The following is a 23,458-nucleotide window of genomic DNA, read 5'->3' as shown; positions in this document are numbered from 1 at the left end:
GGGGCCCGTACCGAGGGGTACGGGCCCCGGCGCGTTCCGGGCGCCAGACCGAGGAAGGTTCCCCCATGAACGCGAAGCCGCAGGCCCCGGAGGGCGAACTCACCACGCCGCAGGGGGCTGCCCGCGGCCTGCCGCCGGTCGAGTCCTTCGGCGCACTCGGGCTGCCGCCGGAGCTCACCGCGGTGATGACCGGCCTCGGCGTGACCGAGCCCTTCCCGATCCAGGCGGCGACCCTGCCCAATGCGCTGGCCGGCCATGATGTCCTCGGCCGCGCCAGGACCGGCTCAGGCAAGACGCTCGCCTTCGGGCTCGCGCTGCTGGCGCGGACAGCAGGGATGCGAGCGGAGCCGAAGCGGCCGCTCGCCCTGGTCCTGGTGCCGACCCGCGAGCTCGCGCAGCAGGTGAGCGATGCGCTGGCGCCGTACGCGCAGGCGCTGGACCTGCGGCTCGCGACGGTGGTGGGCGGGCTGTCGGTCAACCGGCAGGTGGCGCTGCTGCGGACCGGCGCAGAAGTGGTCGTCGCGACGCCGGGGCGGCTCGCCGACCTCGTGTCGCGTCGGTCCTGTGATCTGCGGGAGGTACGGATCACGGTGCTGGACGAGGCGGACCAGATGTGCGACCTGGGGTTCCTGCCGCAGGTCTCGGAAATCCTGGGCCAGGTCCGCCCCGGCGGACAGCGGCTGCTGTTCTCGGCCACGCTCGACCGCAATGTGGACCAGTTGGTGCAGGAGTATCTGCACGAGCCGGTGGTGGCCTCGCTCGACCGGGTGGCGGGCTCGGTCACCACGATGGAACACCATGTGCTGAACGTCCACCCCGCCGACAAGTACGCCACCGCGACCGAAATCGCCGCGCGGGACGGCCGGGTCCTGATGTTCCTGGACACCAAGGCCGGCGTGGACCAGTTCACCCGGCACCTGCGGGCCAGCGGCGTACGGGCCGGCGCCCTGCACAGCGGGAAGTCGCAGCCCCAGCGCACACACACGCTCGCGCAGTTCAAGGACGGCGAGATCACCGTGCTGGTGGCCACCAATGTCGCGGCGCGAGGCATTCACATCGAGGCGCTCGACCTCGTCGTCAACGTCGACCCGCCTGCCGACGCGAAGGACTATCTGCACCGTGGGGGGCGTACGGCCCGCGCCGGGGAATCCGGGAACGTGGTCACGCTGGTCACCCCGAACCAGCGGCGGGACGTCAACAAGATCATGACCGAGGCCCGGATCCGGCCGGCTGTCACCCAGGTGCGCTCCGGCGAGGAGAAGCTGACCGCCATCACCGGGGCGAAGCGCCCGCCGGTCGAAGGGAAGGGCAGCGGCAACGCCCCCTTCCGCGGCATGGGCACTCGTCCGGGCCGCCCCAAGGAGACCCGCAGGACGGCCGATGCCCGCAGGACGGCGGAGGCCCGTGCGGCGGCCCGGGTGCGCAAGGGCCGCTGACCCGGGCGGAGTTACCGGGAGGGGACCTGGCGTCCCCGAGGCCGCCGTCCGTCCGGGCACCGGTCGGTGGTCACCGCCGGACAAGGGCGAGCACTTCGGCCAGGACGCCCTCAGGGACGCGGGCGCGGCGTGGTCGCGCAGCGGGCGAAGAGCCTGTACCGCGGGCTCCGCCGCGGCGCCCGGGCGAGGCAACTCCCGGAGGCTCAGCCCGACTTCGGCGGCTTCCTCGCATCGAAGGCGAAGAGGGTGTTCTTGGTCGCGGCCACGACCACCGCCCGCCCCGCGACGGTCACCCGCGGACTTGCGCCCTGGTCACCCGTCAGGCCGTCGGCCTGCGGATCCGTCATCCACAGAACTCTGCCGTCGTGCGGCGCCAGCGCGACCACCCGGCCGGTGGCCGAGCTGAAGTACAGCGCGCCGGCTCCCGCCACGGGACCCGAAGCCCCCTCCACGCCCGTCTGCCGTGACCACTTCTCCCGGCCGGTCGCCGGGTCGAGCGCAGTGACGCGACCGGTCTGCGCGCTCACGTAGACGGTGCCGTCCGCCATACCGGGCGCCCCCGCGTACGACTTGGCCGTCCGGGAGTAGGTCACCTTGCCCGAGGCCGGGTCGAACCGCGCCAGCCCGTCGTAGCCGGCCAGCGCCGTTCCCTCCGTGCGCTCCCGGAGGAGTACGAGCCTGCCGCCGGCGACGCCCATCGGCACGGCGGGCCCGTCGACCGCGACCCGCCGGCCCAGTGCCCCCGAGGCCCGGTCGACCCTGTACAGAGTGGGGTGCTGCACCGACGAGGCGTCCACCTCCGCATCCGTCGCGCACATCGCGTAGAGCTCTGCGCCCACCGGGACCGGAGCGCACCGCGTGCCCGCGGGGAACGGCGTCGTCCAGGCGACCTTGCCGCTGTGCGCGTCCCGGGCCTCGAAGCGGGAGTCGGTACCGTCGACCGTCACGACGGCGGAGCCGGCCACGAGGGCGTCCTGGGTCCGGCCCGTGACGGCCATCGACTGGGCGCCGGACGGTACGGACCACAGCTCCCGGCCGCTGTCCGCGTCGATGGCCACCACCTCGCTGGGAGGGTCCTGCGGAGCGTTCTGGGCGGCGAAGCGGTAACCGAGCACCGTGTCGTCGGTGGCGCCCACCAGGTGCATGCCCTGGACGGGGACGCCCGGGCTCTTCGCCGTCCACACCCGTGAGCCGTCCGAGACCCTGATACGGGTCGCGACGACACCGCCGCCGCCGCAGAACAGCGCGTCACCGTGCGCGACGCAGCGCAGTTCGTCGGGGATGTCCTTGAGGCCGCCCTGCACGGTCCTGCGCCACGGCTCGAAGCCGGCCGGAAGCGCGGCGGCCGGCGCCGCGATGCTGTTGTCCTTGTCGCCGCCGCCGTTCCCCCCGGCGCTGCCCGCCGTCAGCGCGGCGCCTCCTCCGCCGATCGCTGCCACCGTGACCGCGGCCGCGAGCACGGGACGCCACCGGCGGCGCAGACGGCTGCCGATGGGGGTGCCGTCGCTCCCCGTGCCGGGAACGGCGGGGGCTGTGGTCAGGGCAGTCGGCGCGGAGGTGTCCCGCGTCGCGAAGTGATGCTGGGTGATCATGTCGCGGGTACGGCCCGGGCCGTACCCGTCCGTGCGGGCCCCTCCGAGGTCGGTCGGCAGGTCCCGCAGCAGCACGAGGAGTTCGTCCGCCGACGGGCGGCCCCCGGGCTCCTTCTCCAGGCACGGCTCGACGACCGCCCGCAGAGCCGCAGGCACGGCGTCGAGCGACGGCTCCTCGTGCACCACCTGGTACGCCGTCAAGTACGGGCTGTCCGCGTCGAAGGGCCCGTGGCCCGTCGCGGCGTACACCAGCAGCGTCCCCAGCGAGAACACATCGGACCGCGGTCCGACACCGCGCGGGGCCTGCAACTGCTCCGGCGACATGAAAGGCGGCGTACCGATGACCCGGCCGGTCATCGTCAGCGTCTGCTGGTCCACGGCGCGCGAGATACCGAAGTCGATGACGCGCGGGCCCTCGGGCGAGAGCACGACGTTCGAGGGCTTCAGGTCGCGGTGGACCACCCCCACCCGGTGGATATCGCGCAGCGCCTCCGCCAGGCCGATGGCGAGCATCCGCAGCTCCGCCCCGTTCAGCGGGCCCTCCGTCGTGATGCGCTGGGCCAGCGTCTGCCCCTCGATGTAGGTCGTCGCCATCCACGGCTGCTCGGCCTCCGGGGCGGCGTCGACCACGGCCGCGGTGAACGCGCCGCTCACCCGCCTCGCCGCGGCCACCTCCTGCCGGAAACGGATGCGGAACTCGTCGTCCCCCGCGTACTGCTGGTGGATCAGTTTGATCGCGACTGGCCGCCCCGAGCTCGTACGGGCGAGAAAGACCGTGCCCATGCCACCCGAACCGAGCCGCGCCTCAAGCGGGTAGCCGCCGATCTCGGCTGGATCACCTCCGCGCAGCGACACTCTTCCCGACCTCCCGTCCCCCGTGCGCCTCTGCCGACACGGGCCCGCCTGTCTGTCCTTCCCACAAACTAGCCGCAAGGCAGTACGGCAGGGCACAGCGGGCGTCGGACAGGGCACCGGCCCACGCTGCCCGGGGCTGTTCCCGCGCCGCTCACGACGGAGTCCGCGGCGGGGAGGGCGGGGCTCCGTGGGACGCGTGGGAGAGCCACGGCCTCCGCCGGCAGGTGCCGCCGGGGAGTCTTCACCCACCGGCCATGGTCTGCGGAGGTTTCGCCGTGGCACGATGAACCGACACGAGACCGGTCGGCGCTGCGGGCGCCGGCCCTTCGGGTTCTGGGCGTTGCCCCCTCCCCGGGCATCCAGTCCCCGCCATCGTCGGCCGCCCCCTTCCTGGGCGCCTCGCCTTTGGGCTCACCACCCCCGGAAGGGGGCGCCCCGGATGCACATCACCACGGAGATCGACGGCACCACCGCCCTGATCACTCCGCACGGAGAGATCGACTACGACTCCCTGGCCGCACTGCGCGCCACCGCCGCCGGGCTTCCGCAGGCCGTGACCGATGTGACCTGGGACCTGCACGACGCCCGGTTCATGGACGTCGCCGGCCTCCACCTGCTCGGGGACCGGAGACGGCAGGACAGGTCTCCCCGTAGAACGGCGGTGACAGGGCTGGCGCCCCAGCCCCTGCGGCTGCTGCACCTGGCCGCCGAGCTGTTCCCCGCCATGGAACTCGCCGCCCGGCTCCCGGCGCCGTCTCCGGGCCGCGCGGCCTGAACCGGCCACTCCGGCCGCCCCGGTGCGACCCGCGGTGATCAGGGCGTGTCGGTCGAGACGAGGTACACGCGCTTGCCGCGCGGGAAGGTCCGGTCGACGGTGATGTCGACGCTGGGCAGCGGGTTCTTACGGGTGACGGTCGTGCCGGCCCAGTCGCGGGTCTCGGGGAACTTCCAGCCGACGATCTTCGCGTTGCGCGGCGAGACGGTGACCTTCCCGTCCTTGAGCGCGGCGGAGCTGGTACCCGACTTCTTGAGGAAGGCGTCGAGCCCGGCCTGTGTGGTGGTGAACCGCACGTACAGCCGGCTGACCTTCCAGTTGCTGGTCTGGTAGTACCAGACGCCGACCGCGTTCTTCGGGATCGGTACGTCGAACGTGCGGCGCTGTACCTTCGTCGGCCAGCCATGGGTGAGACCGGTCGCCATGGCCTCCCGCTCGTTGGACCGGCCGCTGTCCCGGCTCTGCCCGGCCGAGATGACCAGGTAGCCGGCGGGGATCCCGATGAGGAGCACGATGATGACCGCGGTGAGCCATCTGCGGCGGATCATGTGCCGGTGGTCCTCCGGCGACTGGCCACCGCCCTCCGGGGGCGAGGTCTGGGGCGGCACGGACGTCGTCATTACGGGGATCCCTGGGTGGTGCGGGTGGTACGGGCAGCCTGTGCGTACCGCTCGTAGCGCTCCACACGGCGGCGGTTCGCCCTGCGGAACCGCCGGGCGATCAGCCTGGAGAGGTCGGCCGCCCCGACCATACCTGCCTCGGGCCCGAGCTGCGCCTTGGCGATCCGGGCCTCGGGACGGTAGCCGCGACCGGTCAGCTGGCGCCGGAAGGCGTCCCGCGCGGGCCCGATCAGCAGGTCGTCGGCGGCACTGACGCCCCCGCCGATGACGAAGCACGACGGGTCGAGCGCGGCGGCGAGATTGGCGATGCCGACCCCGAGCCACTGACCGATGTCCTGGAACAGCTCGACGCACATCGCGTCGCCCTCGCGGGCCAGTTCGGTGATGAGCGGCCCGGTGATGTCGGGGATGTTGCCCTTGACCCGGTCGATGATGCTGTACGCCACCGGCGAGTCGGCCGCGGCCATCTCCTTGGCCTCACGGACGAGTGCGTTGCCCGAGCTGTACTGCTCCCAGCAGCCGCGGTTTCCGCACGGGCACCGGTGCCCGCCCGGGACGACCTGCATATGACCGAATTCACCCGCGACGCCGTACTTGCCGCGCTTGACCTGGCCGTCCTCCAGGATCGCGCCCCCGATACCCGTACCGAGCGTGATCATGACCAGGTGGTCCTCGCCCCGGCCCGCGCCGAAGCGCCACTCCGCCCAGGCGGCGGTGTTGGCGTCGTTGTCGACCATGACGGGTACCGCGAGCCTGCCCTGGAGGGCGTCGCGCAGCGGCTCGTCACGCCAGGCGAGGTGGGGTGCGAAGAGGACCCGGGAGCGGTCGGCGTCGACCCAGCCGGCCGCCCCGATGCCGACGGCGTGCACATCGTGGCGGTCGGAGAGGTCGAGGACCAGTTCCACGATGGTGTCCTCGACGACCTTGGCGCTCTTGGACTTGTCCGGCGTCTCGGTCTTGATCTTCTCCAGGATGACGCCGTCGGCGTCGACGACGCCCGCCATCACCTTCGTACCGCCGATGTCGATGCCGACGGTCGGGACGCGGGGCGCTGTGAGGTGCGAGCGCCGCTCGCGGGTCCCGACGGTCCGCAGGACCGTGGCGCGGGCGGAGCCGCGGTGCGCGAAGTCACGGTACGTACTCATCGGACAGATGATGCCATCCGAATCCTCAGGAGGCGTCCCCGGAGGGGTTTCCGTCCGCCTTGTCGGGGCCCTCCCCGCCGGGGCCCGGCTCGCCGGGGCGCGGGGCGCGCCGCAGCTCGTGGCTGAGTTCCTCCAGTTCGCTGCCGCCCGCCATCTGCCGGGTGAGCTCGTCCAGAGTGATCTCGTCCTTGTTGTGGCTGCCGAACATCGTGCCGCGCTTCAGCAGCACGAAGCGGTCGCCGACCAGGTAGGCGTGGTGCGGGTTGTGGGTGATGAGGACCACGCCGAGTCCGGCGTCCCTCGCGGCCGCGACGTACTTCAGGACCACCCCTGACTGCTTCACGCCGAGCGCGGCGGTGGGCTCGTCGAGGACCAGCACCTTGGCGCCGAAGTGGACGGCGCGGGCGATGGCCACGCACTGGCGCTCGCCGCCGGAGAGCGTGCCGATGGGCTGATCGACGTCGCGCAGGTCGATCCCCATGCGCAGCAGCGCGGAGCGCGTCGTCTCGCGCATCAGCTGGACGTCGAGGCGTTTGAGGGGTCCCGTGCCCTTCGTGGGCTCGGAGCCGAGGAAGAAGTTGCGCCAGACCGGCATCAGCGGGACGACGGCGAGGTCCTGGTAGACGGTCGCGATCCCCCGGTCGAGCGCCTCGCGCGGTTTGCCGAGGCTCGTCTCCTCGCCGTCGATCAGGAAGCGGCCCGCGTCGTGCCGGTGCAGCCCGGAGATGATCTTGATGAGGGTCGACTTGCCCGCACCGTTGTCGCCGAGCACACAGGAGATCTCGCCCGCGTGCACGACGAGGGAGACCTCTTCGAGCGCCTTGATGTTGCCGTAGAACTTGCTGACGCGGTCGAGTTCCACCAGGGGTGTGGTCCGCCCGGTTTCCACCAGGGGTGTGGTCCGCTCGGTCATCGCGACGCCTCCGCTCGCTTGCGCACCCAGGCATTGAGCAGGGCGGCCAGGAGCAGCATGGCTCCCAGGAAGAACTTGAACCAGTCAGGGTTCCACTCCGCGTACACGATGCCCTTGCTGGTCATGCCGAAGATGAACGCGCCGACCGCAGACCCGACCGCCGAACCGTAGCCGCCGGTGATCAGACAGCCGCCGATGACGGCCGCGATGATGTACGTCAGCTCGTTGCCGACCCCCTCACCGGACTGCACGACGTCGTAGCTGAAGAGCAGGTGCTGGCCGGAGATCCAGGCCGCGAAGGCCACACCCATGTAGAGGCCGATCCGGGTCTTGACGACCGGGACGCCGACCGCGCGGGCCGCGTCGTCGTTGCCGCCGACCGCGAAGATCCAGTTCCCGGCACGGGTGCGCAGCAGCACCCAGGTCGCCACGGCGATCAGGGCGGCCCACCACAGGAGCGTGACCTTGAGGTCGACGTCGCCGATGGTGAGCTGGGAGGCGAAGACCTTCTTCGCCGACGGGAAGCCCTCCATGTCGCCGATGGACTTCGTCGAGACGGTGCCGCTGATCAGTTTGGTGAAGCCGAGGTTGAGCCCGGTCAGCATCAGGAAGGTGCCCAGCGTGATGATGAAGCTGGGGAGCTTGGTGCGGGTCAGCATGAAGCCGTTGAACGCCCCGATGGCGAGCGTGACCAGCAGCGAGACCCCGACACCGACCCAGACGTTGGCCGTCATCTGGTAGCTGAACATCGAGGAGATCAGCGCCGAGCTGGTCACCAGGACCCCGGCCGAGAGGTCGAACTCACCGCCGATCATCAGCAGCGCCACGGGTACGGCCATGATCCCCAGGGTCGAGGCCGCGTACAGCACGGTGGAGAGGCTGGAGGGCCGCAGGAAGCTGTCGGCGACGACCGAGAAGAAGATGAAGACGGCTACGGCCCCGACGACCGAGCCCAGCTCGGGCCGGCCGAGCAGCCGGCGCAGCGGTGAGCTGCGCAGCAGCCGTTCGTCCGGCGCCCGGGTGGCGCTGCTCATCGAGTACCCCGCTTGGTGTAGGCGGCCAGGGCGCTCGCGTCCTTCTTGGTGATGACCTGGGGCCCGGTGAGGACCGGCCGGCCGCCGCCGAGGACGTTGGCGTTGTACTTGTAGAGCCAGAGCAGGTCCACCGCCTCGTACCCCTGGAGGTACGGCTGCTGGTCCACCGCGAAGCCGAGGGCCCCCTTCTCCAGCGCGGACGCGACCTTGGCGTTCAGGTCGAAGGTGTCGACCTCGGCCTTGCTGCCCGCGGTGTCCTTGGCCTGGACCGCGGCGTCGGCGAAGGGCGCGCCGAGGGTGACGACCGAGTCGATGGAGCGGTCTGCCTGGAGCTTGGCCTCGATGGAGGACTGCACGTCGGGCATGTTGGTGCCGTCGACGTACAGGTTCTCCATCGTGCCGTGGAAGCTCTTCCTGGCTCCGGCACAGCGCTGCTCATGGCCCACGTTGCCCTGCTCGTGGAGGATGCAGAGGGCCTTCTTGCGGCCGCGCTTGTTCAGCTCGTCGCCGACCGCCTCGCCGGCGATCGTCTCGTCCTGGCCGATGTGGGTGAGCGCTCCGAACTGCTTGGACTCCTCGGAGCCGGAGTTCACCGTGATGACCGGGATGCCTGCCTTCTCGGCCTTCTGCACGACAGCCTTCAGCGAGTCGGGCTTGGCGAGGGTGACGATCAGTCCGTCGACCTTCTGGTCGATGGCGGTCTGCACGAGCTGCGCCTGCTGCTGGCCCTCCTCGCTGTGCGAGTAGAGGAAGGTGATGTTGTCCTTGGCGGCGGCCTGCTTGGAACCCTTCTGGACGATGTCCCAGAAGGTGTCCCCGTCGCCGGAGTGGGTGACCATCGCGAACTTCCAGCGGGGGGTGTTCACCGCCGCCTTGCCGACGGCCGCGGCCCGCGATGCGCGGTCCTCGGCGCGTTTGCCGCCGGTGCTGCTGCATCCCGCCAGGGAGAGCCCCAGCGCTAGCGCCAGTGCCCCGCTGACCCAGGTTCGTACCCTTGCCACGACGTGATGCCCTTCTCGGTGTTCCTGTGCTTCCTGCGGTCGCTGTGACGGCTGTGCCTGCTGCGACCGCTGCCGTACCCGCCGGTGCGGACGGTGGCCCTTCCGGTCCGGACCGGCGGCCCAAGTATGGGTCACCGCTGGTCGCGGGCGAGTCATCGGGTACCGCCCGCGGGTGCGGCGAGGCGTGCTGCTCCTGCTGTACGGCTCGTGCGCAAGGGTCCGCCCTCTCTCCTCGCCGCCGGGTTGCGGCAGAGGAGTTCTAGCGGCGGGCACCGGGCGCCGTCAATGGTTTGTCAGAACATCCTGACGAGCCGGGCAGCCGTGCGGCGGTCGCGTCAGGGGCGCACCAGCAGCTGGAACTCGAAGGCGTACCGCGAGGCGCGGTAGGTGTGCGTGCCGAATTCGACGGCCCGTCCTGTGGTGTCGTACGTGGTGCGCTCCATCGTCAGCAGCGGAGCCCCCTCGGGCTCCGCGAGCCGTATGCCTTCCTCGGCGCCGGCGGCGCACGCGCCGACCGACTGACGGGCGCTGTGCAGGGTGATCCCCGCGGCGCGCAGCATCCGGTACAGGCCGGTGGCCTCCAGCCGCGGCGTGTCCAGCGCCAGCAGCCCCTCGGGCAGGTAGTTGCGCAGATGCGCCATGGGTTCGCCGTACGCGAGCCGGAGCCGGTCGAGATACCGCACCTGGCTGCCCTCCGGCACACCGAGCGCGGCGGCGGCCTCGGCCGTCGCGGGGGCGGACTCGTTGCGCAGCACCCGGGTGGCGGGGCGCTGGCCGGCGGCGAGCAGGTCGTCGTAGAGGCTGCTCAGTTCGAGTGAACGCTTGACCTGGGCGTGCACCACCTGGGTGCCGACCCCCCTGCGGCGCACCAGCAGCCCCTTGTCGACCAGCGACTGGATGGCCTGACGGACGGTGGGGCGCGAGAGACCGAGCTTTCCCGCGAGGTCGATCTCGTTGCCGAGCAGACTGCCCGGGACGAGCCGGCCGCGCTCGATGGCCGACTCCAGCTGCTGGGCGAGCTGGAAGTACAGCGGGACCGGGCTGCTGCGGTCCACGCCGAGCTCAAGGCTCAGGGCGGGGTCGGCCACGGGTTTGGACACGCCGAGAGGGTAGCCCAGGTCCGGTTGTCAGGACAAAGGCTTGACAGTGGGTGCGGCTCCGGCCACGTTGGGGTCCATGCGTATCGGACTCATCGGCACAGGCCGCATCGGTTCCTTCCACGCGAAGGTGCTCAGTGGCCACCGGGACGTCGGCGCGCTGGTGGTGACGGACGCAGACCCGGCGCGCGCCCGCGACATCGCACGGCGGACCGGCGCGACGGCTGTCCCGACGGCCGAGGAGGTCTACGCCCGGGGCGTGGACGCGGTCGTCATCGCCTCGGCGACCGCCTCGCACGCCGCTCTGATCGGCAGGGCCGCCCGCGCCGGTCTGCCGGTCTTCTGCGAGAAGCCGGTCGCCACCGACCTGCCGGGCACCCTGGACGCCCTGCGGGAGGTCGAAGCGGCGGGCACCGTCCTCCAGCTCGGCTTCATGCGGCGCTTCGACGCCGGGTACGCGGCGGCGCGTGAGCGGGTGCGCTCGGGGTCGCTGGGCCGGCTGCACACCGTCCGCGCGCTCACCTCCGATCCGGCGCCGCCGCCCGCCGCGTATCTGCCGCTCTCCGGGGGGCTCTACCGGGACTGCCTGGTGCACGACTTCGACATGGTGCGCTGGGTGACCGGCCGCGAGGTGGCAGAGGTGTACGCGACCGGCTCCGACGCCGGACCCGCCATGTTCCGCGAGGCCGGTGACGTGGACACGGCCGCCGCGCTGCTCACCCTGGACGACGGGACCCTCGTCACCGCGACCGCGACCCGGTGCAACGGCGCGGGCTACGACGTCCGGATGGAACTGGCAGGTGAACGGGACCAGATCGCGGTGGGGCTCGGCGACCGCACCCCGCTCACCTCGGCCGGGCCCGCGGGCCGGCCGCCCGCGGGCCGGCCGTGGCCCGGCTTCCTGGAGCGGTTCGGCCCGGCATACGAGGCCGAACTGGACGCCTTTCTGCGGGTGGCCCGGGGTGAACTCGCCAACCCGTGCGACGGCCGGGAGGCGCTGGCCGCGCTGCGTGTCGCTGAGGCGTGCGAGCTGTCCCGGCGGGAGCGGCGCCCCGTCCGTACCGACGAGCCCGGCACCGGCTGACCCGGCAGGCCGGGCGGGAACCGGACCTGACGGCAGGTCGGATCAGGCCGGCGCGAGCGGGTCGGTTCAGGCCGGAGCGGCCGGGCCTGATTCGGCCGGGTCGGGGGCGGGGTCCGGCCGCGTCGCGGGCGCGGCGGCGAGCACAGTCCCCTGGGCCACGGCGCAGAGCACCTCATCGCCGTCGTCGCGCACCATGACCAGGTCGCAGCGGACGGTGGCCTGACGTCGTCCGGTGTGCACCACGCGGGCGCGCGCGATGAGTGTGCGTCCGGCACCCGGTCGTACGTACTGGATGGAGAAACCGCCGGTCAGGACGGCCACCCCCAGCGTGGTCCCGGCCGCGAAGGTCAGGGCGTTGTCCGCCGCGTACGCCAGCACTCCCCCGTGCAGAAAGCCGTTCTGCTGGAGGAGTTCGTCGCGGACGCCGACCTCCAGTACGGCCGCGCCGCCGCCGAACGCGGTGACGCGCGCCCCCAGCAGACGGCTGAACGGCTGCGCGTCGAGTGTCCGGCGCGCGAGCTCCAGGTCCGGTTCGCTCATCGCCCCGCTCCCGCGGGCCGGGCTCCGGGCCGCTGTCCCGGCCTCACCAGCGCACCGGCAGCTTGCGCACCCCGTGCATCAGAAGGCCCGGAATCCAGTCGTAGACGCCGCCGTCCGGGTCGAGTGCCAGCCCGGGACAGCGCTCCAGCAGCGTGCGGACGGCGATCCGGCCCTCCATTCTGGCGAGCGGCGCGCCGAGGCAGAAGTGGATGCCGTGTCCGAAGGCGAGGTGGCCCTGCGGGGCGCGCCGGATGTCGAACCGGTCGGCGTCCGGGAACCGGGCCGGGTCGCGATCGGCCGAACCGAGCGAGACCAGTACGGGCTCGCCCGCCGCGATGTCGGCCGAGCCGATCCGCAGCGGTTCCGCCGCGTGCCGGTAGGTGGCGGTCCCCACCGGGCCGTCGTAGCGCAGCATCTCCTCGACCGCACCGTCCAGCAGGCTCATGTCGGCGCGCAGCGCGGCCAGTTGCTCCGGGTGCGCCAGGAGGGCGCGTATCCCGTTGGAGATCAGGTTGACGGTGGTCTCATGGCCTGCGACGAGCAGCAGGAAGGCCATTCCGACGAGTTCCCTGGCCGACAGCTGCTCGCCGTCCTCGTCGCGGGCCCGGATCAGTGCGCTCAGCAGATCCTCGCCCGGCCGGTCCCGCTTGGCCTCGATGAGCGAGACGAGGTAGTCGCTCATCGCCACGACCGCGGCGCTCTCCTGGTCGCCTCCGGTCGGAGCGATCAGCTCGTTGGACCAGACCCGGAAACTCGCCCGGTCGAGGCCGGGCACTCCGAAGAGCTCACAGATGACGGTCATCGGCAGCGGGAACGCCAGCGAGTCGACCAGATCGGCCGTGCGGTCCTGGGCGGCCAGCATCGCGTCGACGCAGGCGTCGGTGATCTCCTGCACGCGCGGGCGGAGCGCCTGGATGCGGCGGGCGGTGAACTCACGCACCACCAGCTTGCGCAGGCGCGTGTGCTGGGGCGGGTCGGCGTCCAGCATGTTGGTGAAGAGTCCGCCCGACTCGTCCTGCCGGCCGTTGATCCGCCGGGCGTCCTTGACGAGCCGGGGGTCGTTGAGCGCGGCCCTGGCCTCCTCGTGACCGACGACCAGCCAGACGCTGTCCGCGTCCTCGCTGCGGATGCGGTGCACCGGCCCGGCGGCGCGCATCTTCTCGTAGTACGGGTACGGATTCGCGTTGAAGTCCGCAGTGTCCTGCCGCAGATCGATCAGCGTCATCGCCTCAGCCTACGTCGCTGCCTCCGTCGAGGAAGCCCGCGTCATGGACCAACAGCGCGATCTGGACACGGTTGTTGAGGCCGAGCCGCGCCAGAACGCGCGACACCTGGGTCTTGACCGTCGGCACGCTCAGATAGAGGGCGGAGGCGATCGTCGCGTTGGACTCGCCGCGGCCGACGGCGACCGCCACCTCCCTTTCGCGGTCGGAGAGCCGGCCCAGCCGCGCGCGGGCCTGCGCCGCCCGTTCATCGGCGGCACCGCCCGCCACATGGGTCATCAGCTGCCGGGTGACCGCGGGCGACAGCACCGGATCGCCGGACGCCACCCTGCGGACGGCCGCGACGATCTCGGCGGGCGGTGTGTCCTTCAGTACGAACCCGGCCGCCCCCGCGCGCAGGGCCCCCAGCACCTGTTCGTCGGCGTGGAAGGTGGTGAGCAGGACGACCTCGGGCGCACCGGCTGCGCCGCGCAGCCGTTCGGTCGCCGTCAGGCCGTCGACGCCGGGCATCCGGATGTCCATCAGGACCACATCGGGCTGGACGGCGGCCACCAGCTCCGGGACCTCGGACCCGTCCGCCGCCTCGCCGACGATCTCGATGTCGGCGGCGCCGCCGAGCATGAGGGAGAGTCCGGCGCGTACGAGGGGGTCGTCGTCGACGACGAGAAGCCTGATGGTCACGTGGGCCAGGGTAGCCAGGCGGCGACCCGGAAGCCGCCCCCTTCCACCGCGCCGTGGTCGAGACGGCCGCCCGCGAGAGTGGCACGCTCGGTGAGCCCGATCAGCCCCTGGCCGGACCCCGGGACCTTCGGCACGTCGCCGGGCGGCGCCGGATTCCGTACCTCCACCGTGAGCCCGGCCCCGGCGCTGCCCGCCACCGTGACCGTCACCGCGGCGCCCGGAGCGTGCTTGCGCGCGTTGGTGAGCCCTTCCTGGGCGATGCGGTAGGCGGTGCGCCCGGTCGCGGCGGGAACCGTGGCGGGGTCCGCGACCCCGTTCTCCATGACGACCTCCATCCCGGCCTGCCGGGACTCGCCGGCCAGGACTTCGAGCGTGGCGAGGGTCGGCTGCGGGCGGTTCTCCTCGCCCTCGCCGGGGGTCCGCAGTACGCCGATGATCTCGCGCAGGTCCTGGAGAGCCTCGTGGGCGCTGTCCCTGATCACTCCGGCGGCCCTGGCGACCTCGGGCGCGGGTGCGCCGGGCCGGAACTCCAGGGCTCCGGCGTGGACGCTGAGCAGGGTCAGCCGGTGCGCCAGTACGTCGTGCATCTCACGGGCGATGGCCTCCCGGGCGAGCCGCTGCGCCTGCGCGGCGCGGAGGTCCGCCTCCGCCTCGGCGCGGTGGGCGCGTTCGCGGAGCACCACGACGAGCTGACGCCGGGAGCGTACGAACATCCCCCAGAAGATCACCAGCAGGATCAGCACCGTGCCGAAGAGCGTCGAGCGGATCCAGGACATGGTCGGATCGGGGCGCAGCGCGGCCTGCACTCCCCCGGCCGCCACCGCTGCGATCCCCAGCACCAGGACCGGACGGAACCTGCGGTGCACGGCCAGGCTGAACAGCGCCACCAGCACGGCCCCGGCCACGAGCGGGGCGAACGCGCTCGCCACGACCAGGACCACCGCCAGTCCCACCGGCCACCGTCTGCGCAGCCACAGCGCACAGCAGGAGGCGACGCCCGTCACCTGGTCCACGACGCTGTCGAAGCCGGAGTAGCCCGCGCCGTTCTTGATGGAGTCCAGGGCCACCACACCCACGGCGCCCGCCAGCAGGAAAGCGGTGAAGTCCACGATCCAGTCGCGCAGCGTCCGGCGCGGGCGCTCGCGGTCGGCGGCAGGCTCCGGGTCCGCCAGGGCCGAGGGCAGCAGCCAGGGGTACTCCGAACGCGTCATATCGACACGTTACGCAGCCGGCGGTCCGGGCGCGGGGTCCCGGGCGGCAGTCGAGACCAAAGTCGCGGCCACCGAGACCTTCGGACCCCCGGCGGGCCGCGCGTTCCCCTTCCGGCCTGCCGGGGATGCGGCCCGTCCTGCGGGTCCTGTCCGGCTGGGACCCGGCCTTCCGGTCCTGTCCCGGCTGGGTCCTGTCCGGCTGGATCCTGTCCGGCTGGGTCCTGTCCGGCTGGGGCCCGTCCTGCTCCGGGACAGCGCTCAGCCGATGTTCGTGGAGAAGAGTCCGCCCGTGGGTCCCTGCTTGTCGCCGCCCTGCGCCTTCTTCAGGGCGTTCGCCAGGCCCTCGATGGTGAGCGACTGGAGGATGACGCGGCCGTTGCCCTCCAGCGTCGCCAGGGAAAGACCCTCGCCGCCGAAGACGGCGTTCATCATGCCCTGGCGGTTGAGCCCGCCGATGCGCTCGACCCCGTACTCGATGCCCTCCTCGAAGGCGACGATGCAGCCCGTGTCGACCTCGATGCGTCCGCCGAAGTCGGCCGGATTCAGGTCGATGAAGTTGCCCGCGCCGCAGATGATCACGGTGCCCCGGCCGGTGAACTTCTCCAGGATGAAGCCCTCACCACCGCTGCGGCCCGTCCGGCCGCCCTGCCAGGCGATACCGAAGTCGACGGTGGACTCCGCCGCCACGAACGCGTCCTTCTCGGCGAACCACGCCCGGGAGCCGTTCAGCTCCAGGGCCCGCATCTCACCCGGGAGCACGCCCGCGAAACCGACCGTGCCCTCGCCGCCGGTGGCCGCGAAGTACTGGAAGGCGAGCGATTCGCCCGCCAGGGCCCGCTGGCCGACCTGCATCGCGGTGCCCATGGCCTGCCTGAGCATCCCGCCCATACCGCCGGACTGGCCCTGCTGACCGCCCGGCCCCTGCCCGCCGCCGCCGGGGCCGGAGAGACGGGTCTCCATGCTCACGTTCGACGTCTTGAAGAGGAACTTGCCCGCCTCGCAGTAGACGGTCTGACCTGGCTGAAGGCTGACGACGGCCATCTGCATGGCGTTGCCGACGATCTCTTGCTGGAGGGTCACGGCCGGTTCTCCTTGAGGGCAGGGGATGGGCGGGCCGGTACGTCCGCACCGGCAGGTGAACGGCCGGCACCGGTCGTTCGGTTCCGGACCGCGCCGACCGGACTCGCAGTCCGTTTCCTGCTGGCGGAGGCGGCCGTCCGCCGCTTCGCCGGCGCAGGCGAACACTACCGACGAAACCGGTGGACGGGGCACACCGTGCCGTCTCGGCACCGGGCACGGTCCCGGCCGTCCGCCGCCCACCGGGCACGCCGCGCTGACCGGACCGCCCGGATCCCCCCGCCCGGGAGCGGGGCATCAGGTGCTGCCGCGCTCCCCGGCTCCGGCCGTCCGGAGCCCGGGTGCGGGCTCCCCGGCTGCCGGACATCCCGGGAGACCGGGAGCGGCAGACTCAGCTGTTGCGTTCGATCAGCCGGCCCACCGGCTCACCCAGGACTCCGTTCTCCGCGATCCGCTCGCCGCGCAGCCAGGTGGAGCGCACGACCCCGTACAGGGTCTTCCCCGCGTACGCGGTCACCTGGTTGCGGTGGTACAGCTCGGCCGGGTCGACGGTGAACGTGTCGTCCGGCGCGAGCACCGCGAAATCGGCGTCCCGGCCGGCTTCGATCGCACCCTTGCCGCCCAGCCCGGCGAGCTCGGCGGGGGCCGTGGACATCCAGCGCACCACGTCTTCGAGGCTGTGCCCGCGCTCGCGCGCCGCCGTCCAGATCGCCGGGAGCCCCAGCTGGAGCGAGGAGATCCCGCCCCAGGCGTCGGCGAAGTCGGGGGTCTTGAGATCGGTGGTGCAGGGCGAGTGGTCGGAGACGATGCAGTCGATCGTCCCGTCGGCCAGTCCCTGCCAGAGCGCGTCCTGGTTCGCCGCCTCACGGATCGGCGGGCAGCACTTGAACTCCGTTGCCCCGTCCGGGACTTCCTCCGCCGTCAGGGTGAGGAAGTGCGGACAGGACTCCACGGTGACCCGGACGCCCTCGTTCTTGGCGGCGGCGATCAGCGGCAGCGCGTCGCTGGACGAGAGGTGCAGGACGTGGATCCGCGCGTCCAGCCGGCGGGCGAGTGCGATGAGGCCCTCGATCGCCGCGTTCTCGGCGGCGCGCGGGCGGGATGCCAGGAAGTCCGCGTACTGCGGGCCGCTGCGCTGCGGGGCGTCGGCCAGCTGGTGCGGGTCCTCGGCGTGGACGATCAACAGCCCGCCGAAGCCGGCGATCTCGGCCATGGAGCGGGCGAGCTCCTCCTGGTCGAGCTCGGGGAACTCCTCGACCCCCGAAGGCGACAGGAAGCACTTGAAGCCGAAGACCCCGGCGTCGTACAGCGGGCGCAGATCCTTGACGTTGGAGGGGATCGCACCACCCCAGAAGCCGACGTCGATGTGCGCCTTGCTGCGGGCCACATCCTGCTTCGTCCGCAGGTTGTCTGCGGTCGTGGTCGGCGGCAGCGAGTTGAGCGGCATGTCGAGCAGGGTGGTGATCCCGCCGGCGGCGGCGGCCCTGGTCGCGGTCCAGAAGCCCTCCCACTCGGTGCGGCCCGGGTCGTTCACGTGGACATGGGTGTCGACGAGGCCGGGCAGCAGCACGTCATCCCCGAAGTCCGCGAGCCGGGCGCCGTCCGGCACCTCCGCGTCGTAGGGCAGCACTGCTGCGATCTTCCCCTCGGCGACGGCGACCGATGCGGCGCGTGTCCCCTGGGGGGTGATGACACGCGTCGAGCGCAGTACCAGTTCGGTGATGGACACCCGGGCCCCTCTTTCCATATAGCGAAATTCACATTCCAGTAATGGAGTGTTCGCTGCACACCGTGGCTCGTCAAGAGTCGACCGGCCGCCTGGATGATTCCACAAAGCAAAAGCCAAATTTCGGCTACCGGAATGTGCTTCTCGTGGTGCGCCTGGGTCCGGATCGTACCCATCGGGCGCCCCGATCCGGACAAAGGGGTCCTGACCGGCCCCGACGCCGGTCGGCTGAGGGGAGACCGCGGACCGCGGCCCGGTAGGCTGGCGCCTTGCCCCGCCCGCCTCGAAAGGACCGCCGCCGTGCCGCAGTCCCACGCCAGCGCACCCGACGCCAAGACCGCAGCACCGAGCGGTGGCGTGCAGTCCCTGGAGCGCGCCTTCGATCTGCTGGAGCGGATGGCCGACGCGGGCGGAGAGGTCGGCCTGAGCGAGCTCTCGGCCGCCAGCGGCCTGCCGCTGCCCACGATCCACCGGCTGATGCGCACCCTGGTCGCCTGCGGCTACGTACGCCAGCAGCCCAACCGGCGCTACGCCCTGGGCCCGCGCCTGATCCGGCTCGGCGAGTCATCGGCCCGGCTGCTGGGCACCTGGGCGCGCCCCTATCTCGCGCGACTGGTCGAGGAGACCGGCGAGACGGCGAACATGGCCCTGCTTGACGGGGACGAGGTCGTGTACGTGGCGCAGGTCCCTTCGAAGCACTCGATGCGGATGTTCACCGAGGTGGGGCGGCGGGTCCTGCCGCACTCCACCGGCGTCGGCAAGGCACTGCTCGCGCACACCTCACCGCCCGAGGTCAGGGCGCTGCTCGCCAGGACCGGGATGCCGGCCGCAACCGAGAAGACGATCACCACACCCGAGGGGTTCCTGGACGCGCTGGACGTCGTGCGCCGCGCGGGCTACGCGGTGGACGACAACGAACAGGAGATCGGGGTCCGCTGCCTCGCGGTCCAGGTCCCCAACTCCCCCACGGCCGCCGCGATCTCCATCTCGGGCCCGGCGGGCCGGGTGACGGAGGAGGCCACCGAGAGGATCGTGCCGATCCTGCAAGGCATCGCGCTCGAACTCTCGGCCACCCTCGCCAGCGCGGCGCCCCAGCAGAGCTGAGCCCGGCGGACCGGCGGCCGGGGCCCGGCCGATTCCGCACCACCGTGCCGGCCGGCGGTCGGGTACCCGCCCCCGGTCCGTACGGTTCCTGATTCAGGCACCCGGCGTAGTGGCCCGGCTTACCGGCACGGTGAGCCTGCCGTCCACCATCGACACCGTACGGTCCATCCGGTCCAGATGCGCGTGGTCGTGGGTGACCAGCACGGTCGCGGTCCCCCGCGCCCGGGTCAGTGTGACCAGCAGGTCCAGCACGCTCGCCCCCCGCTCGTGGTCGAGGGCGCTGGTGGGCTCGTCGACCAGCAGGACCGAGGGCTCGTTCATCAGGGCGCGGGCGATGTTGACCCGCTGCCGCTGACCGCCGGAGAGCTGGTGCGGACGCCGGTCCGCCTGGCCGGCCAGGCCCACCGCGTCCAGCAACTCCCCGGCACGCCCCCGGGCTTGCCCGTGAGGCCGGCCCGCCAGATGCGCCATCACCATGAGTTGCTCGGCGGCGGTCAGCGCGGGAAGCAGATTGGGCTGCTGGAAGACGATCCCGATGCGTTCACGCCGCAGCGCCGCCTTCCCGGCGCTGCTCAGCGAAGCCGTGTCCGTTCCGTCGACGACCACCCGGCCCCGGTCGGGGGTCACCAGTGTCGCCGCCACGGCCAGCAGACTGGACTTGCCCGATCCGGAGGGCCCGACCACCGCCGTCAGCGAACCCGCTGCCACATCGAGGGTCACCGAGTCCAGCGCCACCACCCGGCCGTCGCCGTCCGGGTAGCTCAGCGTCACATCGTCGAGGGTCAGGGTCATCGTGCGCTCCCGAGGGCGGCCAGGGGGTCGACGGAGGTGATCCGCCGGATGGACAGGGCTGCGCCCAGCACCCCGAGGACGACCGTCACGGCAGCGGGGACGACGGTGGTCAGCGGGTCGAGTTCGAAGGGGACGCTCCCGGGGACGACGGCCCCGATCCCGGCGGCCACAGCGGTGCCGAGCAGGGTCCCGGCCAGCAGTATCAGCACCGCCTGGCCGAGTGCGTCGCGCAGCAGATACGGCGTGGACGCGCCCAGCGCCTTCAGCACCGCGATGTCGCCGCTGCGCTGGATCGTCCAGACCGTGAAGAAGGCACCGATCACCAGGGCGGAGATGACGAAGAGGAAACCCCGCATCAGCTGGAGCGAACCGTTCTCCGCCTGGTACGAGGGGAGCGCGCTCAGCGAGCCGTCCAGGGTGAGCGTCTTCGTACCGGCCGCCCGGTCTCCCGCACCGAGGCCGGCCCCCGCCGTCGTGGTCAGGGCGACCACGCTTGCCTTCTCGCCCGCACGGAGCGAGGTCCACACGACGGGCGTGTGGCTGTACGAGTCGTCCCCGGCGACCGCCGTCACCGTGAGGCTCCGTCCCGCGACCGTGACGGTGTCACCGGCCGCCGCGCCCAGGTCGTCCGCCGCGCCCCTGGAGAGCACCACACCTGAGATCCCGGGTTCCCCGGGGGCCAGGCCGGAGCCGGGCCGCACCGCGAACGCCGAGACAGCGGCGGTCCGGCTCCCCGCTTCGGCGTTGCCGGTGCGGATCGCGAGGGGCTGCGCACCCGTCACCCCGGGCTGCGCGGCCCAGGTCCGCCAGGCGCGCTGGGCCAGCTGCGACCCGGTGAAGGAAGCGGACTGCCCCGCCGGCGGCGCGGCGAAGGCCAGATGGTCGGCGGGCAGGCCGGTGACGGCCGACGTGTTGTCCCTGGCCAGTCCGGCGGTCAGCCCGGACAGCAGGCCGACCAGCAGGGTGATGAGCACGATGACCGTCCCCATCAGGGCGAACCTTCCCCGGGCGAATCTCAGATCTCTCCATGCGACGAACATGGACCCAACCCTGCTGGCACGGAGGGCGCGTGGGCATCGCGCCACGGATGGCATCGCGCGGATCAAAAGACGGAGCCGGCAATCAAACTTTCGATTGAGGGCGTTCCGGGACGATCCGCCTACGCTGGACGGATCATGGATCCACGTGCACTGACGCCCGCGCTGCTCGTCCTGCGGCTCTGCCTCCACCTGCTGATGGCGGGGCTGCTGGCACTGGCCGCGGCGCGAGCACTCGCCGGCCACGCGGCGAACACACCCGGGGTGGTGGCAGCGGCGGCAGTGCTCGGCGCCGTGTACGCGGCGGGTGCGGTCCGGCCGGCGGTACGGGCCTCGCGCCGGTCCGCCGCCGTCTGGCTCGGGGTGCTGGGCCTGGCCTGGGCGGGGCTGCTCATCGTCTCCCCCGACGGCCTGTGGGTGGCGTTCCCGCTGTACTTCCTCCAGCTGCACCTGCTGCCGGTGCGGTGGTCGGTACCTGTGGTCGCCCTGACGGCGGGCGCGGCCATCGCCTCGTATGTGGGACACGGTGCACCCCTCAATCCGGGCGCCTTCATCGGTCCGCCGCTGGGGGCGGCGGTCGCCGTGGCAACCGCCCTCGGCTACCAGGTGCTCTACCGCGAGAGTGAGAGCCGGCGCCGGCTCATCGAGGAGCTGATCGCCACCCGGGCCGAACTCGCCGACGCCGAGAGGGCGGCAGGCACCCTGGCCGAGCGCGAGCGGCTCGCCCGGGAGATCCACGACACGCTCGCGCAGGGCCTCTCCTCGATCCAGCTGCTGCTGCGGGCCGCCGGACGCACCCTGCCCCCCGGCGCTCCAGCCGCCGCCCACATCGAACAGGCCAGGCAGGCGGCGCAGGACAATCTGGCCGAGGCCCGCCGCTTCGTGCGGGCACTGTCGCCGCCCGCCCTGGAGCACGGTTCGCTGGCGGCCGCACTCGACCGCCTCTGCACAGACGGGCCAGGACCGCGCGTCCGCTTCTCGACCAGCGGGACACCGGCCGCGCTCCCCACACCGTACGAGGTGGCGCTGTTGCGCATCGCGCAGTCGGCCCTCGCCAACACAGTCCGGCATGCCGGGGCCTCCCGGGCCGAGATCACCCTGAGCTTCATGGAGACCGCTGTCGCCCTGGACGTCGTCGACGACGGCTCGGGCTTCGATCCGCTGCGCGCCGAGCCCGCGTCGGGTGACAGCGGCTTCGGGCTGCCCGCCATGCGCTCGCGCGCCGAATCACTGGGCGGCACCTTCGCCGTCGAGTCCGCACCGGGCCAGGGGACGGCCGTCGCGGTCACGCTGCCGCTGTCCGAATCCGGCGAGGTGCCCGCATCCGGAGGGGTGTCGTCATGACCATCCGGCTGCTGCTCGCGGACGACCATCCGGTGGTCCGGGCCGGGCTGCGCGCCGTCCTCGACACCGAGCCCGGCTTCCGGGTCGGCGGGGAGGCGGCAACCGCCGAACGGGCCGTGGAGCTGGCCGCTTCGGGAGAGTTCGATGTCGTCCTGATGGATCTCCAGTTCGGCGCGGGCATGCACGGAGCGGAGGCGACGGCCTTGATCGCCTCCGTCGCAGGAGCGCCGCGGGTCCTGGTGCTGACGACGTACGACACGGACGCGGACATCCTGGCCGCGGTCGAGGCGGGCGCGTCCGGCTATCTGCTCAAGGACGCGCCGCCGGAGGAACTGGCCGCCGCCGTGCGCACGGCGGCGGCGGGCCGCTCGGCGCTGGCACCTGCCGTCGCCCACCGGCTGATGGACCGGATGCGCGCGCCGGGCGCGTCACTCACCCGCCGTGAGCTGGAGGTGCTGCAGCTGGTCGCGGACGGTCTGTCGAACCAGCAGATCAGCAAGGAGCTGTTCCTCAGCCAGGCGACGGTGAAATCCCATCTGGTGCACATCTACGCCAAGCTGGGTGTCGACTCCCGGACCTCCGCGGTGGCCGCGGCCTCGGCGCGGCGGCTCATCCGCCGGGCCGGTGGCTCGGCACACTGACGGCCCTGCCGTTCGGACCGCGGAGGAAGAACCGCCGGGCGCCCCCGTCCGGCACGGCTCGGCGGACCGGGATCAGGAGCCGGATCCGAACAGCTCCACCGCGTTTCGGACCTCCGAGAGCGATACCGCGAGGGCGCTGACCGAGCCGATCGCCCCCGCGACCAGGAGCAGGGAACGGCGCAGCGGCAGGATGTCGGGCACCCCGCTCCGCGCCATCGTCTCCAGGGCGGCCAGTTCCTCCTCGGCGATGGCCCGGTCCGCGAACTGAGCCGGGTGAGCGGCCAGTTCACGGCGGAGGCGGGAGACGGACGCGCCGAGCCCCGTCACTCTGGGGTCGTCACTGGTCCCTGTTACGCGCTTCTGCCCCGCACTTCGCAACAAAGCTCCCCCTCGCACCACTCTGTGCCGTTTGTTCCCTGCGGCGGTTCGACCGTGTGGTGCTGGTCGGACACCGCGGGTCACGAGTCAGTTAACGTCACCGCGCGTCGTTCTCGCCACTCCACGACGGGAATTCAGCCGGACGAGGTGAT

22 protein-coding genes are annotated in these 23,458 nt (G+C 72.2%); 6 read left to right on the top strand and 16 right to left on the bottom strand.

Going from position 1 to position 23,458, the window contains the following annotated elements; genetic code table 11:
• Positions 1-65: 65 nt before the first annotated feature.
• The gene (locus OG917_RS27805; RefSeq protein ID WP_328320730.1) at positions 66-1,436 is read left to right on the top strand and encodes a DEAD/DEAH box helicase; all 1,371 of its coding nucleotides are present in this window, start codon (positions 66-68) and stop codon (positions 1,434-1,436) included.
• 203 nt (positions 1,437-1,639) lie between these two features.
• Here OG917_RS27805 and OG917_RS27800 read toward each other — a convergent pair whose 3' ends face one another.
• Positions 1,640-3,883, bottom strand: coding sequence for a serine/threonine-protein kinase (locus OG917_RS27800; RefSeq protein WP_328320728.1), 2,244 nt, complete (start codon positions 3,881-3,883; stop codon positions 1,640-1,642).
• Between the two features lie 439 nt (positions 3,884-4,322).
• Here OG917_RS27800 and OG917_RS27795 point away from each other — a divergent pair, with 439 nt between their 5' ends.
• Positions 4,323-4,658, top strand: a complete 336-nt coding sequence (locus tag OG917_RS27795) for an STAS domain-containing protein (protein WP_328320726.1) — start codon at positions 4,323-4,325, stop codon at positions 4,656-4,658.
• Positions 4,659-4,696: 38 nt separating this feature from the next.
• Here the strand turns inward: OG917_RS27795 and OG917_RS27790 are convergent, their stop codons facing one another.
• The 6 genes from OG917_RS27790 to OG917_RS27765 all read right to left on the bottom strand — a co-directional run bounded on the left by OG917_RS27790 (position 4,697) and on the right by OG917_RS27765 (position 10,471).
• On the bottom strand, positions 4,697-5,278 hold the full coding sequence (locus OG917_RS27790; RefSeq protein WP_328320724.1) for a hypothetical protein: 582 nt from the start codon (positions 5,276-5,278) through the stop codon (positions 4,697-4,699).
• Positions 5,278-6,423 carry an ROK family glucokinase gene (locus tag OG917_RS27785; RefSeq protein ID WP_266851538.1) on the bottom strand — a complete coding sequence of 382 codons (1,146 nt, stop codon included), beginning with the start codon at positions 6,421-6,423 and terminating at the stop codon, positions 5,278-5,280. The genes OG917_RS27790 and OG917_RS27785 overlap by 1 nt, the downstream gene beginning before the upstream one ends.
• 25 nt (positions 6,424-6,448) lie before the next feature.
• Positions 6,449-7,336, bottom strand: a complete 888-nt coding sequence (locus tag OG917_RS27780; RefSeq protein ID WP_328320717.1) for an ATP-binding cassette domain-containing protein — start codon at positions 7,334-7,336, stop codon at positions 6,449-6,451.
• The gene (locus OG917_RS27775; protein WP_328320715.1) at positions 7,333-8,370 is read right to left on the bottom strand and encodes an ABC transporter permease; all 1,038 of its coding nucleotides are present in this window, start codon (positions 8,368-8,370) and stop codon (positions 7,333-7,335) included. Before OG917_RS27775 ends, OG917_RS27780 begins: the two co-directional genes overlap by 4 nt.
• The gene (locus tag OG917_RS27770; protein ID WP_328320713.1) at positions 8,367-9,371 is read right to left on the bottom strand and encodes a sugar ABC transporter substrate-binding protein; all 1,005 of its coding nucleotides are present in this window, start codon (positions 9,369-9,371) and stop codon (positions 8,367-8,369) included. The genes OG917_RS27775 and OG917_RS27770 overlap by 4 nt, the downstream gene beginning before the upstream one ends.
• A gap of 335 nt (positions 9,372-9,706) precedes the next feature.
• Positions 9,707-10,471 (bottom strand): GntR family transcriptional regulator, encoded by a 765-nt coding sequence (locus OG917_RS27765; RefSeq protein WP_328320711.1) that lies wholly within the window; start codon positions 10,469-10,471, stop codon positions 9,707-9,709.
• A gap of 76 nt (positions 10,472-10,547) precedes the next feature.
• Here OG917_RS27765 and OG917_RS27760 point away from each other — a divergent pair, with 76 nt between their 5' ends.
• A complete protein-coding gene (locus OG917_RS27760) occupies positions 10,548-11,552 on the top strand; it encodes a Gfo/Idh/MocA family protein (RefSeq protein ID WP_328320709.1) in 1,005 nt (334 codons plus the stop codon).
• Between the two features lie 66 nt (positions 11,553-11,618).
• Here OG917_RS27760 and OG917_RS27755 read toward each other — a convergent pair whose 3' ends face one another.
• From OG917_RS27755 to allB, 6 genes are all read right to left on the bottom strand, one after another.
• Positions 11,619-12,092 (bottom strand): PaaI family thioesterase, encoded by a 474-nt coding sequence (locus OG917_RS27755; RefSeq protein WP_328320707.1) that lies wholly within the window; start codon positions 12,090-12,092, stop codon positions 11,619-11,621.
• A gap of 43 nt (positions 12,093-12,135) precedes the next feature.
• On the bottom strand, positions 12,136-13,317 hold the full coding sequence (locus OG917_RS27750; RefSeq protein WP_328320705.1) for a cytochrome P450 family protein: 1,182 nt from the start codon (positions 13,315-13,317) through the stop codon (positions 12,136-12,138).
• 4 nt (positions 13,318-13,321) lie between these two features.
• A complete protein-coding gene (locus OG917_RS27745) occupies positions 13,322-14,005 on the bottom strand; it encodes a response regulator transcription factor (RefSeq protein ID WP_328322235.1) in 684 nt (227 codons plus the stop codon).
• Positions 13,993-15,207: a sensor histidine kinase gene (locus OG917_RS27740; protein ID WP_328320703.1), complete on the bottom strand. Its 1,215-nt coding sequence runs from the start codon at positions 15,205-15,207 to the stop codon at positions 13,993-13,995. The genes OG917_RS27745 and OG917_RS27740 overlap by 13 nt, the downstream gene beginning before the upstream one ends.
• A 258-nt stretch (positions 15,208-15,465) precedes the next feature.
• Positions 15,466-16,287 carry an AIM24 family protein gene (locus OG917_RS27735; protein ID WP_328320701.1) on the bottom strand — a complete coding sequence of 274 codons (822 nt, stop codon included), beginning with the start codon at positions 16,285-16,287 and terminating at the stop codon, positions 15,466-15,468.
• 388 nt (positions 16,288-16,675) lie between these two features.
• Positions 16,676-18,013, bottom strand: a complete 1,338-nt coding sequence (gene allB / locus OG917_RS27730; RefSeq protein WP_328320699.1) for an allantoinase AllB — start codon at positions 18,011-18,013, stop codon at positions 16,676-16,678.
• 297 nt (positions 18,014-18,310) lie between these two features.
• Here allB and OG917_RS27725 point away from each other — a divergent pair, with 297 nt between their 5' ends.
• On the top strand, positions 18,311-19,114 hold the full coding sequence (locus OG917_RS27725; RefSeq protein ID WP_328320697.1) for an IclR family transcriptional regulator: 804 nt from the start codon (positions 18,311-18,313) through the stop codon (positions 19,112-19,114).
• A 93-nt stretch (positions 19,115-19,207) separates the two neighbouring features.
• On the opposite strand, the gene OG917_RS27720 is transcribed toward OG917_RS27725, so the two are convergent.
• Together OG917_RS27720 and OG917_RS27715 are read right to left on the bottom strand one after the other, a co-directional pair.
• Positions 19,208-19,906, bottom strand: coding sequence for an ABC transporter ATP-binding protein (locus tag OG917_RS27720; protein WP_328320695.1), 699 nt, complete (start codon positions 19,904-19,906; stop codon positions 19,208-19,210).
• Positions 19,903-20,946 (bottom strand): ABC transporter permease, encoded by a 1,044-nt coding sequence (locus OG917_RS27715; RefSeq protein ID WP_328320693.1) that lies wholly within the window; start codon positions 20,944-20,946, stop codon positions 19,903-19,905. The genes OG917_RS27720 and OG917_RS27715 overlap by 4 nt, the downstream gene beginning before the upstream one ends.
• A 135-nt stretch (positions 20,947-21,081) precedes the next feature.
• Between OG917_RS27715 and OG917_RS27710 the strand changes: the two genes are divergently transcribed.
• Both OG917_RS27710 and OG917_RS27705 read left to right on the top strand, forming a co-directional pair.
• Positions 21,082-22,287, top strand: a complete 1,206-nt coding sequence (locus tag OG917_RS27710) for a sensor histidine kinase (protein ID WP_328320691.1) — start codon at positions 21,082-21,084, stop codon at positions 22,285-22,287.
• Entirely contained in the window at positions 22,284-22,928 is a 645-nt protein-coding gene (locus OG917_RS27705; protein ID WP_328320689.1) for a response regulator transcription factor, read from the top strand. Before OG917_RS27710 ends, OG917_RS27705 begins: the two co-directional genes overlap by 4 nt.
• Positions 22,929-23,000: 72 nt before the next feature.
• Here OG917_RS27705 and OG917_RS27700 read toward each other — a convergent pair whose 3' ends face one another.
• Positions 23,001-23,309, bottom strand: a complete 309-nt coding sequence (locus OG917_RS27700) for a DUF5955 family protein (RefSeq protein ID WP_328320687.1) — start codon at positions 23,307-23,309, stop codon at positions 23,001-23,003.
• Positions 23,310-23,458 lie beyond the last annotated feature (149 nt).

Source organism: Streptomyces sp. NBC_00388 (assembly GCF_036061255.1).
GTDB lineage: Bacteria > Actinomycetota > Actinomycetes > Streptomycetales > Streptomycetaceae > Streptomyces.
The sequence above is the reverse complement of the archived record's forward strand: the minus strand, read 5'-3'. Positions and strand labels throughout refer to the sequence as shown.

Bases quoted from the DNA above. Each gene is read 5' to 3' on its own strand.
- OG917_RS27805 (WP_328320730.1), top strand. From the start codon at position 66: ATGAACGCGAAGCCGCAGGCCCCGGAGGGCGAACTCACCACGCCGCAG.
- OG917_RS27795 (WP_328320726.1), top strand. From the start codon at position 4,323: ATGCACATCACCACGGAGATCGACGGCACCACCGCCCTGATCACTCCG.
- OG917_RS27790 (WP_328320724.1), bottom strand. From the start codon at position 5,278: ATGACGACGTCCGTGCCGCCCCAGACCTCGCCCCCGGAGGGCGGTGGC.
- OG917_RS27785 (WP_266851538.1), bottom strand. From the start codon at position 6,423: ATGAGTACGTACCGTGACTTCGCGCACCGCGGCTCCGCCCGCGCCACG.
- OG917_RS27780 (WP_328320717.1), bottom strand. From the start codon at position 7,336: ATGACCGAGCGGACCACACCCCTGGTGGAAACCGGGCGGACCACACCC.
- OG917_RS27775 (WP_328320715.1), bottom strand. From the start codon at position 8,370: ATGAGCAGCGCCACCCGGGCGCCGGACGAACGGCTGCTGCGCAGCTCA.
- OG917_RS27760 (WP_328320709.1), top strand. From the start codon at position 10,548: ATGCGTATCGGACTCATCGGCACAGGCCGCATCGGTTCCTTCCACGCG.
- OG917_RS27755 (WP_328320707.1), bottom strand. From the start codon at position 12,092: ATGAGCGAACCGGACCTGGAGCTCGCGCGCCGGACACTCGACGCGCAG.
- OG917_RS27750 (WP_328320705.1), bottom strand. From the start codon at position 13,317: ATGACGCTGATCGATCTGCGGCAGGACACTGCGGACTTCAACGCGAAT.
- OG917_RS27740 (WP_328320703.1), bottom strand. From the start codon at position 15,207: ATGACGCGTTCGGAGTACCCCTGGCTGCTGCCCTCGGCCCTGGCGGAC.
- OG917_RS27720 (WP_328320695.1), bottom strand. From the start codon at position 19,906: ATGACCCTGACCCTCGACGATGTGACGCTGAGCTACCCGGACGGCGAC.
- OG917_RS27715 (WP_328320693.1), bottom strand. From the start codon at position 20,946: ATGTTCGTCGCATGGAGAGATCTGAGATTCGCCCGGGGAAGGTTCGCC.
- OG917_RS27710 (WP_328320691.1), top strand. From the start codon at position 21,082: ATGGATCCACGTGCACTGACGCCCGCGCTGCTCGTCCTGCGGCTCTGC.
- OG917_RS27705 (WP_328320689.1), top strand. From the start codon at position 22,284: ATGACCATCCGGCTGCTGCTCGCGGACGACCATCCGGTGGTCCGGGCC.